The sequence below is a fragment of the Moorena producens PAL-8-15-08-1 genome, assembly GCF_001767235.1.
Taxonomy (GTDB): domain Bacteria; phylum Cyanobacteriota; class Cyanobacteriia; order Cyanobacteriales; family Coleofasciculaceae; genus Moorena; species Moorena producens_A.
Genome location: NZ_CP017599.1, coordinates 3,831,680 through 3,843,288, shown reverse-complemented (window position 1 = coordinate 3,843,288; position 11,609 = coordinate 3,831,680). Strand labels below are relative to the sequence as shown.

Here is an 11,609-nt window from a genome sequence, read left to right as displayed (position 1 = left end):
CGAAGAACCTTGGCCTTTGGCCACGCTACGCGAACAACAGATCATACAGATCATGCTGCTTGCCGGGACAACAACAGTTGAACAAAAGTATCACTAACTGTATGGTCTTTAGTATTCGCTGCATATTGAATTAAGGTTTCCCGCAAGTTCCAAGCAGCATTCCACGGCAGTAGAGTTGCTAAGAGGAAGTACACACCGCGAAATCTAGGGTCACTGATATGCTTGTTTGGCAAATCATTTCCCTCACCTAGAAAGGTCTGCACGATGAAAAAGTCCTGGATTTTGTCGTGACGGAAATACCATTCTTTTCGATGATTGCCTGCATGGTCAACAAATAGACGGCAAAATACCATTTTGTAGCGTTCCATGCAAATCAGTTCTTCAAACCATTTGTCAGCTGGTATAGCTACCTGGTCTTGCAAGCGCATCTGGTAAACTGTCTCAGCAAATGCCTCTAGGGGAAATTGTCTCAGATAGAGTTGTTCATACTCCTGAGCCATATATTGATACTGCTGTTGCTGCAAGTTCAGCAAGTCTGGTTTCTGCCCATTGGCTATCATCTGAGCCACTATGGTCAGGTCCATCGGGTTGGACAGCATCCGACGCACAGCTCTCTGTTCTTCTTCTGATTGGTACTGATGTAAAACGGTGTCAATATACTTTTCGCAGGCTTGTTTGTACTTTATACCCGAGATGGGAGCATCTGGGGGCATAATTTTATAGCGCGATAGTAAAAATTTCTCAATCTGCTTAGGTTTCAATGGTTGGAGTACATAGGTCGTAGCGCAAGAGGGGGTCTGCCACTCCATGGATTGGGTCCCGATGATAATATTGCCCTTGAAGTAACTTTCCACAAAACTGGTAATCATCGCTCGTGTGTCTGGAGTGACTTCATTGAGTCCATCAATACAGATATCAATGGCATCACTGTAAATCAGGTCTCGCAAGAAACCAGAGTCTTGGGCGAATCCATGAAGTTTTGCTTGAATCGCTTCGATCACGCCATTAGCGCATTTTTCAGCAGGTAAATAGACGATGATTCGCTTAGATGATTTCACTAAGTGGCGTAGAAACATGGATTTCCCTAATCCTGATTCTCCTTCCAGGACAATGGGTAATTCCAGATCTGGTATTGGTTCTTGAATGGGTTGGGTTATATTTTTTCCCTTCCGCTCGACTTCCAAGTTAGGAAAGTAAGCTTGTTCATCAAAGTTTTCTAAATCTGCATCTGACAGCAAGGATTCCTGGAAGGGGGCAAATAACTTGGAGCGTAGAAAGGGAATCCAAGTTATGGCTATGCCTACGTACCCCAGTCCAAAAAACTTCCGCACCCAGGGATTCCAAAAGAAGATAGCTTGGATTTGGGAGGATTTGGGATAAAGCAGTATTAGTCCAAACCAAAATAGCATATGAGTTAGCCAGATAATCACCCCTCGCCCAAAAATTTTCTGATTACTACGAGAATCCTGTTCTTGCTGGAGATTATCAAGACCACCACGAACCGTTTCTATCCATCTATCCTGAAAAATTGTATCGGTGTCTTGCTCTAGCCGTTTGATCACTGTTTCAAATTGCAGTATGGATGTTTGCAATTGCACTTTGGTGAGCTGCTTCTTTTGTTTTCCAAGCTTAGAAGCAATTTCGACAAGGGCAGAGGCGGCGGAATAGCGAACATCGATAGATTCATCTTTCAACAGGATTATTAAGTGAGGAACAGCCTTAGTCCCTTGCGTTCCCATCTTTCCTAGAGCAGAGGCGGCATAATACCGAGCATAGACTGAGTTATCCTGAAGCAACTCAATTAATAGAGACAGAGCATCCTTAGTTGGTTCTCCAATTTCCCCTAGTATCTCGCTAGCGTAAATCCGGATCAGAATAGATTTATCGTTCCTGAGTTGCTCAATCAGCTGGGGAGCAACATCTTTAGTTTTCTCAGCAATCTGCTCTAAGGCATTGACGCTAGTCCTGCGAACCGATAAGGATGTTTCATCCTTTAGGGCTTCAATCAGGTAAGGTATAGCTGACTTGGCTGCCTCTCTTTTATTCCCTAGGGCATAAGCAGCATTAGCACGAACCTCAGCAGAGTAATCTTTCCTCAAGGCTTCAATTAGGTGAGGTACAGCCTCATGGGTTTTATTTCCCAAGTTCCCTAGGGCATAAGCACCATTGGCACGAACTTCAGCAGATTCATCCTTAAGTGCATCAATCAGGTCAGGGATAGCCTGATAAGATGCTTCTCCCATCAATCCCAGAGCAGAAGCGGCTTTGGCACGAACTGGTGCCGAGTCATCATTCCTTAGGGCTTTAATCAACCAAGGGACAGCTCGATCCCCTTCCTCTCCCATACTCCACAGAGCAACAGCAGCTCCCTCCCGAACTGCAGCAGATTTATCCGTCTTCAGGGCTTCAATCAGTAAATAGACAGATTTTGAACCACATTGGACTATAGCTTGTTTAGCCCTTGTGTTGTTTATATCCTTGAATCTGGCGATATTAGTCTTAATCTCTGCTTGAGTACACCCTTGAGCTAACCCAGGACTACAGGGCAGCAGTAGCAATGAGCAGCCTAGTAAAAACACCTTGAGCACTGAGGAAGTGGGTTGTTTGATGCACCTAATCATAGAAGTTCTCCAAGGTTTCGTGAGTATAGATACAAGCAATCTCTTCACAAATCCAGTTTTATCTCTCTGAGGGGCTATAAAAGTACCCCTAAGGGTACTTTTGAGGATTCCCCACTCCCTGATATAGCGCTACGCTTAGCGTCAGAAGTCACAAGTCACAAGTCACAAGTCACAAGTCACAAGTCACAAGTCACAAGTCACAAGTCACAAGTCACAAGTCACAAGTAAACTATGACTTACGTTTCGGAGTTTAGGAATGTCCTGACCTTCATGGGTAGTGCTATATCCAGTCCGGAGCGCCTAAGTATTAATTCTTAGTATTAAGTTTTAAGAATTAATTCTTAGTATTAAGTATTAATTCTTAGTATTAGGGACAAGAGGCGTAGTTGAGGGCTTCCATGCTTTGCGAAGACCTAGGAAACTTGGTCATAACCCCCTTAGTCGATAACCTTAATCACCGGAAAGGATCGAATTCTGTTTTTTTTCTTAACATTTGACTTTTCCCCAAAAAAGTGTCAAAATAGATACAGAATTAAAAATTGGAATTAAATAAGCATTGAGGTCTCTGTCGGCTCAGTGGCTCTCAACTCAGATGTCCTGAAGTAGATCAGCCGTAGAGAATCCAAGAAAGTGATACCTAGGGCAAGCTTCCGTAACTCTTAGACAGAATTCCTCACCTGGCCAAGCAACTTATTAAGTAATTCTTGGCCAACCAACTTATTAAGCAATTCCATTAAGCAATCTCATTAAGCAATCCAATTGGAGGTATTCGAGCAATGAAACTTTCTTACCGAGGTGTCAGTTATCAAAGTGAACCATCTACCCTAGAAGTATCTGAAGGTGAAATTGGTGGAACTTACCGGGGTCATAGCTGGAAAGTTCACCGGATTAAGCATAATCCTTGGCGTAAATCATCGGCTAACATGACCTATCGTGGTGTTAGCTATAAAAGAGGGTAGCTATTACTATAACTAGTTTTGCTGGTTGCTGGGTGCGTCAAGACCTCAGGGCTGAGTAAACATTGATCACATATTACTCAATACTAAACATTTCGGTACTCAGCATTTCGGTACTCAGCATTCTAGTACTAAACATTTCAGTACTCAAGATTTAAGTACTCAACATTATTGAAAGCACTCAAGACTATTGAAAAAAGTAGTCTGATATTATTATTTGTCAATCGGAGGGGTAATAGATATGAAACTTAGGTATCGTGGTGTAAGTTACGACGCTGAACCCTCTTTACTAGAAGTCAGAGAGGGGGAAATTGGTGGTGTTTATCGGGCTCAGAATTGGAAATTTCACTATCCCAGACACATGCCTGAACCGCCACCGGTAAATCATCTGAAATGGCGTGGTGTTTCCTACTGCACTGGTAATGCAACTGTAACTAATTGTGATGTAACTAATTCTCAACCAGTGGCTAAATCGATTCCTACTGTAGCTGCAAAGACATCGATTGCTCGCCACCGGCTGCAAAAAGTCTTGAATGAGAGCAGAAAAGCGCATCTGGCTACTATGCGCCAAACTTTGCAACATCGTCTAGAGGTAGCTAAAGCTAAAGGTGATCAGAATCTGGTGCGGCTTCTAGAAGAGGAGTCAAAGCAGATGCAACCGATCTAGTTAGTTAACAAAGAACTCTCACAGGTCTGGTGGCGAGCTAGTTTTAGGTGCGACCCGTGGCGAATTTAATAATTAGATGCGGAAAGCGCACCTATTAGGATTTTCGATAACCCTAGCCATTGCGATATAGATTGACCAAACCTTATTTAACCTTTTTCACATATTCACAAATCTCTAACATCAGACAGGGCGATCCATAGCGATCGCTTTTTTTATGCTTTGATGACTTTTTATATTCTGGCAGGGTAACCACAAGAACAATTTAGCCAAAATCTAATATAGATCAAGGATTATGACCATAATAAGCCAAGATAGCTCAGGACTATTGCATTTTTTTATCAATATTGTTGAGAATAATGCCGCCTTATTGATTATTGCGCTTACCCTGCATATTCTTGTAGGGCAATATTTTGTAAAAATTGTCTTACATGAAGCACGCGCACAGGTAAATCTATCATGCTTAACTCTTATCGTGAACACGTAGCTGAACGGGGAGCTCAAGGAATTCCTCCCCTACCCCTAAATGCTGAGCAAACATCCCAACTTTGTGAACTGCTGCAAAATCCACCAGCTGGGGAAGAAGAAGCATTAATGGCTATGTTACGCGATCGCATTCCCCCTGGAGTTGATGAAGCAGCTTATGTCAAAGCTGGGTTTTTAACTGCGATCGCAAAAGCAGAACTCACTAGTCCCCTAATTTCCCCTCAGGGTGCTGTAGACCTCTTGGGTACTATGGTTGGAGGCTACAATGTCCAATCCCTGGTTGAGTTACTCCAGTCGGATCACACCACCTTAGCAGCCGAAGCCGCTACTGCCCTAAGTAAGACATTACTTGTCTTTGATGCCTTCAATGATGTTCTAGAAATTTCCGATGTCAATGCCTACGCCAAGCAAGTGATCGATGCTTGGGCCAATGCTGCCTGGTTCATCCAGCGTCCCAAACTCCCGGAAGCAGTTACTGTGACTGTATTTAAGGTACCCGGAGAAACCAATACCGATGACTTATCCCCGGCCACTCACGCCACCACTCGGCCAGATATTCCCTTACATGCCTTGGCCATGTTGGAATCTCGGATACCGTCGGCTTTAGATACTATTGCTAAATTAAAACAAAACGGGTATCCTGTGGCTTATGTTGGGGATGTTGTTGGTACTGGTTCATCCCGGAAATCAGCAATTAATTCCTTACTTTGGCATATTGGTGAAGATATCCCCTATGTTCCCAATAAACGGGCTGGGGGATATATCTTAGGTAGCAAAATTGCCCCGATCTTCTTCAACACTGCTGAAGATTCTGGTGCATTGCCCATTGAGTGCGATGTTTCAACAATGGAAACAGGTGATGTGATTACTATCCATCCCTACAAGGGTGAAATCACTAACCAAGCTGGGGAAGTCATTTCCACCTTTACCCTCAAACCCGATACCATCCTCGATGAAGTCCGTGCTGGTGGACGGATTCCGTTACTGATTGGGCGATCGCTTACGGATAAAACCCGAGAAGCCTTGGGATTAGAACCAAGTCCCCTGTTTACCCGTCCAACCATCCCAGAAGATACCGGCAAAGGCTTCACCTTAGCCCAGAAGATGGTCGGTAAAGCCTGTGGCTTACCGGGTGTTCGTCCAGGTAGCTCTTGCGAACCGATCATGACTACAGTTGGTTCCCAGGATACCACAGGACCAATGACTCGGGATGAATTGAAAGAACTGGCTTGTCTTGGTTTCAGTGCGGACCTAGTCATGCAAAGCTTCTGCCATACTGCTGCTTATCCCAAGCCCGTTGATGTCAAAGTCCATAAAAAATTGCCCGACTTCTTTGCCTCTCGTTCTGGTGTAGCCTTGCGTCCTGGAGATGGCATTATCCACTCTTGGTTGAACCGGATGTTATTACCTGATACCGTAGGCACTGGTGGAGACTCTCACACCCGTTTCCCCCTAGGCATTTCCTTCCCTGCTGGTTCCGGATTAGTCGCCTTTGGTGCTGCTTTGGGAGTCATGCCCTTAGATATGCCGGAATCTGTGTTAGTGCGGTTCAAAGGTGAATTGCAGCCAGGGGTAACATTGCGGGATATTGTCAATGCTATTCCCTATGTAGCTATTCAAAAAGGGTTGCTGACGGTAGAGAAGAAGAATAAGAAAAATGTCTTCTCGGGACGGATTATGGAAATAGAAGGATTGCCCGATTTGAAAGTTGAGCAAGCCTTTGAACTTACTGACGCTACTGCGGAACGGTCTTGTGCTGGCTGTACCATTAAGCTGGGAGTAGAAACAGTATCTGAGTATTTGCGTTCCAATATCGCGCTACTGAAAAATATGGTTGCACGAGGCTATCAAGATGCCCGTACGATCATGCGTCGGGTGGCCAAGATGGAAGAATGGTTGGCAAATCCCGTACTGATGGCAGCCGATCCCGATGCAGAGTATGCTCAAATTATCGAGATTGACTTGAATGAAATCACTGAGCCGATTGTAGCGGCTCCCAATGACCCAGATAATGTGAAATTGTTGTCTGAAGTCGCAAGCGATCGCATTGATGAAGTATTCATTGGGTCTTGCATGACCAATATTGGACACTACCGTGCCGCAGCCAAAGTCCTACAAGGGGAACCCCCTGTTAGCACTCGGTTGTGGATTTGTCCCCCGACCCGGATGGATGAGAAACAACTCAAAGAAGAAGGCGTTTACGGTATCTTTGGCATAGCTGGTGCCCGGACTGAAATGCCTGGATGTTCCCTGTGCATGGGTAATCAAGCTCGGGTTGCTGATCAAGCCACCGTCTTCTCTACCTCTACTCGTAATTTTAATAATCGTATGGGTAAAGGTGCCCAAGTCTACTTGGGTTCTGCTGAATTAGCAGCAGCTTGTGCTTTGTTAGGTCGGATTCCAAGCGTTGAAGAGTATCGGTCAATTGTAGCCGAGAAAATTAATCCCTTTGCTAGTGATTTGTATCAGTATTTGAACTTTGATCAAATCGCTGGATTTGAAGACGAAGGACGAGTGATTCCTATCGAAGAAATGCCCAATATTGAAGATATTTTGGGCATACCAGCGGGAACTCTTAAGTAGTTTAGTTTAGCTAATTTTTCGGGTGAACTCTTGGGTTCACCCGATTATTTATTTCACTTATTTAAAGTTCGAGGGAACAGGAAACAGGGAACAGCGGATCTGGGAACAGCGGATCTGGGAACAGGGAACAGCGGATCTGGGAACAGGGAACAGCGGATCTGGGAACAGCGGATCTGGGAACAGCGGATCTGGGAACAGGGAACAGGGGATTTTTGTGATTTTTTAAATAATAAATAATAATCCTAATTGATCACTGCATCAAGACAGTGTAATTCCCCTGTACAATTTCTTTCATAAAATTTTTTTCAAGATATTCACATTCTTGTATGTTTTATACCGAGTTGCATTCAAAGAGAGTAGATTGGTTGGATAGGGAGATAGGGAGATAGGGAGATGGGGAGATGGGGAGATGGGGAGATGGGGAGATAGGGAGATAGGGAGATTGGCGGAAGAGAAAGTTGTACCTTTGAGCGCAACTTGGTATTAACGGGAAACTTTGGTTAATCTTTAAATTACCACTGGATTTTTAAAAAAATGAATTAAGAGTCAATAAAGAAAATAACCAACTGTGAAAATGGCATAAGCTTAGGTAAGTTTTTGTAAACCTGTCCACAACAAATAATGTCAAAAAAACGGGTAAGCTGTTCTACCAAAAGCCCCGCTAGGACTGGGGATTAAGAATAATAGCTGACAGGGAAAAAACAATAAGCTTGTTCAGTAAAATAAAGATTACTAACTATGGCAGTTTTCACAGTTAATACCACAGCTGAAGGCATTAATCCAAACGATGGAGTTACCAGTTTACGAGAAGCCATCGAAGCAGCGAATAATTCTCCTGGTAAAGATACCATTTTATTTGAACTTGAACCAGCTCTACCGACAATTACTATAGACTCTAACCTAGGAACACTCGATATTACCGACAGTGTTAATATTGTTGGACGTCAAGATGGTGACCAAATTACCGTCGAAGGTGACGGTAACCCTTTTGATATCTTTACCATTAGCAATGGGGCTAATGTTACCTTCAACAAACTGACAATTTCTAATGGAAGCGATGGCATCCAGGTGGATGATGGTAATCTGAAAGTAATTGATAGCATCTTCACGGGACATGGTACAGATGCAATCAAGTCCGAGGCAGACAACAGCAAAATCACTGTGATCAATAGCCTTTTCAGAAACAACTACGATGGCATCGATATCAACGGAAACAACAATAATCTTAAAGTGCTCCGTAGCTCTTTCCTAAACAACAGATCAGATGGCATCGATCTCGACGGAGACAATACCAGATTATTTGTTAGGAAAAGCACCTTCAGCCAAAATCAGGGTCAGGGTATTGATATAAGTGCTGCTGGTCAAAATGTAACGGTGCTTGGTAGCACTATCAGCAACAACCAGGATAGTGGAATAGAAATCGGTACTGGGGGAAAAATAAATAACAATGTTGTAAAGCTATTCAATAGCCAGATTATTGACAATCTGACTGGAGACAGTGGCGGTGGTGTCAATGTCCAAGGAACTGATAACGACTTGTTTATGGTCAACAATACGATTACTGGTAACTCGGCAGGAATCAATGGCGGCGGCGTTTCTGTCGAAAGTGGTAATACCGTTGTCTTGGGCAACAACAAAATCATTGGTAATATTGCCGACAGTGACAATGATGGTATCGGCGACGGTGGTGGTCTGTTTATCGGTCTCGGAGCCAGGGTCGCGATCGCACAAACCACAATTACCGATAACCTTGACCTAGGAGATGAGTTTCCCAATATCAAAGGTGATTTGATCAACTTTGGAGGTAATCAGATTGGAGTTTAGCCAGTCCCAAGTAATCAAGGGCATTGCTGAATAGCGAGATGGTTTAGGCGTTGCTTAATAATGGAATGATTTTAAGAGTGAGGTGGAATGGGCATCTTGCCCGTTCCTGACGGTGGGACCCGTGGCCAATTTAATTCTTAAGCCGCAGGTGGTGATAGCTCTGAGCTAACTCTGCTTGATCGTCAGGTAAATTTCCTAACCATTGGGTAATTTTTTCCTGAAACCAACTCTTACCCTTTTCGGGTTCAGCAATACTATCAATTAACCAGATTCCCGATTCCCGGGGTGCATCTCATCTTTGTAAAAAAGAAGGGAAGTGCCGGAAGTGTCGGAAGCGTGGGGATTTTAGGGAGAGTGGGTAGTGTAGGCAGTGTCGGAATTTTATTATAATTTTTGTCTAATTGCATGCATTGAGATGCACCCGATTCCCGATTCCCGATTCCCGATTTCTGGTACAATTATAAATATCGGTTTCCCGCCCATCAAAGGATTGACATCCGTGCTACTTAAAGACTTAGAGCAACAACTTCTTGCCCTTAGCCCTAGTGAAAAAGTGCAGGTTATTCAGTTACTTGCTCAAAGTCTCACAAACAATTGGCAAGGAATTGAGAAAAACCCTAGAGTTTGTGGGGGAGAAGCTTGCATTGCCAATACTCGTATTCCCGTCTGGTTACTTGTAGAAGCTCGTCGTATTGGATACAGTGAGGGTGATCTTTTAACAAGTTATCCAACAATTACAGCTGCTGATTTAGCCAATGCTTGGGTATACGCAAAAGCTCACCCTGATGAAATCGAAATAGCGATTGAGCGCAATGAGTTGACATCTCCCCCGGCTGAAGCACGGGGGATTCTAAAAGGTTGTTACGAGGCTGGTTGAAACCGAGCCTCGTAACATCTTTTTCGGTATGTTTTCTTCAGAGAGTTGAATAAACTATACCGATGCGGAAGTGTCAAAGCTTCCCTACTCAGCTTGGTTAGGTCTAAACCTAACTGTCTGGCTACTTTCCTGGCGATATTGGCTGCACCGTTGCAGTCGGCATTTACCAGTTGTCCTTTGGAAGTCTTGTACAAACCGCGCCTAACCCGTTTACCTGACACTTCCCATCCGTTGGGTTTTTCACCTATTTTTGGTAATGGGTCGTTATCAAGGAAAGACGCTTTGCTAGTGTAAGACTCCTCAGTAATTGTCAGCTTGATACCATACTCGGGACAGAGTTGCTTTAACCGTTCAATTAGTCTTTTAGTGGGAATTACGACGAAGTTTTGATTACCTCGCTTCCCCATATTTGAGCAGTTCTTTTGCCCCTCATTCCAGCCAATAATCAAGTTTCCAATCCGATCGTTCAGGCATCGGTTGACGATGAAACGGGCAGCCTTATTGATGACATCTCTCATCTGGTTATTGCGTTTCCGTTGAACCCGATTAAGATTCTTGTCCCAGTAGAATTCGGGTTTACCTTCTTTGTATTTGGCAACTAACCGAGAGTAACCCTGATTCAGTGATTTGAGTTTTCGACCATCAATAATTAGGCTTTTTCCTTGAGTCGAAACCCCCGTCAGCCAATTATCACCACCATGGTCAAAACTCCAGGCTTGAGAGTAATCCAACTTAGGGTTGTGATCGATTGGTTGTTTGCCATCATCTATCACCCAATCAATCCAAAGTTGCCCCAAGTACGGGCGAATAGTCACCTCTTTAACCCAATCTGGGTCTATAAATTCTGGCGGTTCCAGTGCTATTTCAGTTATTAATTCAGGTTTGGTTTCTTTGCTTATCGACGGGCAAAATAAACCCTTTTTGTAAGTTAGGGCTTGCCGAGGGAAAGTGACGGCAGCTAATCCACCTTTTTTTCTGTACCTAGGCAGTTTTGGCCTATCAACAGTTCCCTTGTAATAAAGTCCAACTAGTTGGTTGTAACTAGTAATAGATTCAGCGACAGTCTTGAGGCTTTGTTGAGCAGACTGAGCTGCCATCGCTTTATAGTGTGGATTTTCTTTAAGGTTTTTGCAGAGTTCGGCATATCTGATGCTGCATTTATAGGTCTTCCAACCATACCTCAACTCATCCCCACTCCAATAAGTGGTGAAAGCTTCTTCTTGTTGCTGTAACCAATGGTAATGTTTTTGCTTGGAGTAATAAACAGCACAATTCCATAAGCTATTGGCTTGTTGGCATTGAAATACCCAAAAAGCATGCTCTTCATCTGTCAAATTAGCTTTTACTGGAATCGTCTTATACATCTCATTTTCCTCTTACTATAATCATAGCAGATGTCTGCCTGGATGACAAGATATATATTAAAACTGAAAGACTGATGATTAGGATTACTAGCTTTGATAAACAGCAGTTAAAACAAGAATCTGAACGGCGTGTAATTACTCAATTTGAGTTAATAATAAGCTTGATAGCCAGGTTACCTGAACCTCAAAAGATGGACACGGCGGGTTAAAACCCGTCGCGTCCGTTTCATCCCG

Annotated in this window: 8 protein-coding genes; 6 read left to right on the top strand and 2 right to left on the bottom strand. The window is 43.6% G+C overall.

The features are described from left to right. Nucleotides 1–50: 50 nt before the first annotated feature. A complete protein-coding gene (locus BJP34_RS14310) occupies nucleotides 51–2,621 on the bottom strand; it encodes a HEAT repeat domain-containing protein (protein WP_070392932.1) in 2,571 nt (856 codons plus the stop codon). A 776-nt stretch (nucleotides 2,622–3,397) separates the two neighbouring features. Between BJP34_RS14310 and BJP34_RS14305 the strand changes: the two genes are divergently transcribed. From BJP34_RS14305 to BJP34_RS14280, 6 genes are all read left to right on the top strand, one after another. Further along, nucleotides 3,398–3,580 carry a DUF4278 domain-containing protein gene (locus tag BJP34_RS14305; protein WP_070392931.1) on the top strand — a complete coding sequence of 61 codons (183 nt, stop codon included), beginning with the start codon at nucleotides 3,398–3,400 and terminating at the stop codon, nucleotides 3,578–3,580. 238 nt (nucleotides 3,581–3,818) lie between these two features. Beyond that, on the top strand, nucleotides 3,819–4,244 hold the full coding sequence (locus BJP34_RS14300; RefSeq protein ID WP_070392930.1) for a DUF4278 domain-containing protein: 426 nt from the start codon (nucleotides 3,819–3,821) through the stop codon (nucleotides 4,242–4,244). Nucleotides 4,245–4,700: 456 nt separating this feature from the next. Next, entirely contained in the window at nucleotides 4,701–7,310 is a 2,610-nt protein-coding gene (gene acnB / locus BJP34_RS14295; RefSeq protein WP_070392929.1) for a bifunctional aconitate hydratase 2/2-methylisocitrate dehydratase, read from the top strand. Nucleotides 7,311–7,340: 30 nt separating this feature from the next. Beyond that, nucleotides 7,341–7,547, top strand: a complete 207-nt coding sequence (locus BJP34_RS14290) for a hypothetical protein (protein WP_070392928.1) — start codon at nucleotides 7,341–7,343, stop codon at nucleotides 7,545–7,547. 501 nt (nucleotides 7,548–8,048) lie between these two features. Continuing rightward, complete coding sequence (locus tag BJP34_RS14285; RefSeq protein WP_070392927.1) at nucleotides 8,049–9,134, top strand: right-handed parallel beta-helix repeat-containing protein; 1,086 nt, start codon at nucleotides 8,049–8,051, stop codon at nucleotides 9,132–9,134. A 499-nt stretch (nucleotides 9,135–9,633) separates the two neighbouring features. Further along, nucleotides 9,634–10,011 carry a DUF433 domain-containing protein gene (locus BJP34_RS14280; protein WP_070392926.1) on the top strand — a complete coding sequence of 126 codons (378 nt, stop codon included), beginning with the start codon at nucleotides 9,634–9,636 and terminating at the stop codon, nucleotides 10,009–10,011. Here the strand turns inward: BJP34_RS14280 and BJP34_RS14275 are convergent. Continuing rightward, nucleotides 9,996–11,375, bottom strand: coding sequence for an RNA-guided endonuclease InsQ/TnpB family protein (locus BJP34_RS14275; protein WP_070392925.1), 1,380 nt, complete (start codon nucleotides 11,373–11,375; stop codon nucleotides 9,996–9,998). The two genes, BJP34_RS14280 and BJP34_RS14275, sit on opposite strands and share 16 nt — an antisense overlap. Nucleotides 11,376–11,609: the final 234 nt, after the last annotated feature.

Coding starts and splice junctions, on each gene's coding strand:
- BJP34_RS14310 (WP_070392932.1), bottom strand. CDS start 2,621: ATGATTAGGTGCATCAAACAACCCACTTCCTCAGTGCTCAAGGTGTTT.
- BJP34_RS14305 (WP_070392931.1), top strand. CDS start 3,398: ATGAAACTTTCTTACCGAGGTGTCAGTTATCAAAGTGAACCATCTACC.
- BJP34_RS14300 (WP_070392930.1), top strand. CDS start 3,819: ATGAAACTTAGGTATCGTGGTGTAAGTTACGACGCTGAACCCTCTTTA.
- acnB (WP_070392929.1), top strand. CDS start 4,701: ATGCTTAACTCTTATCGTGAACACGTAGCTGAACGGGGAGCTCAAGGA.
- BJP34_RS14285 (WP_070392927.1), top strand. CDS start 8,049: ATGGCAGTTTTCACAGTTAATACCACAGCTGAAGGCATTAATCCAAAC.
- BJP34_RS14275 (WP_070392925.1), bottom strand. CDS start 11,375: ATGTATAAGACGATTCCAGTAAAAGCTAATTTGACAGATGAAGAGCAT.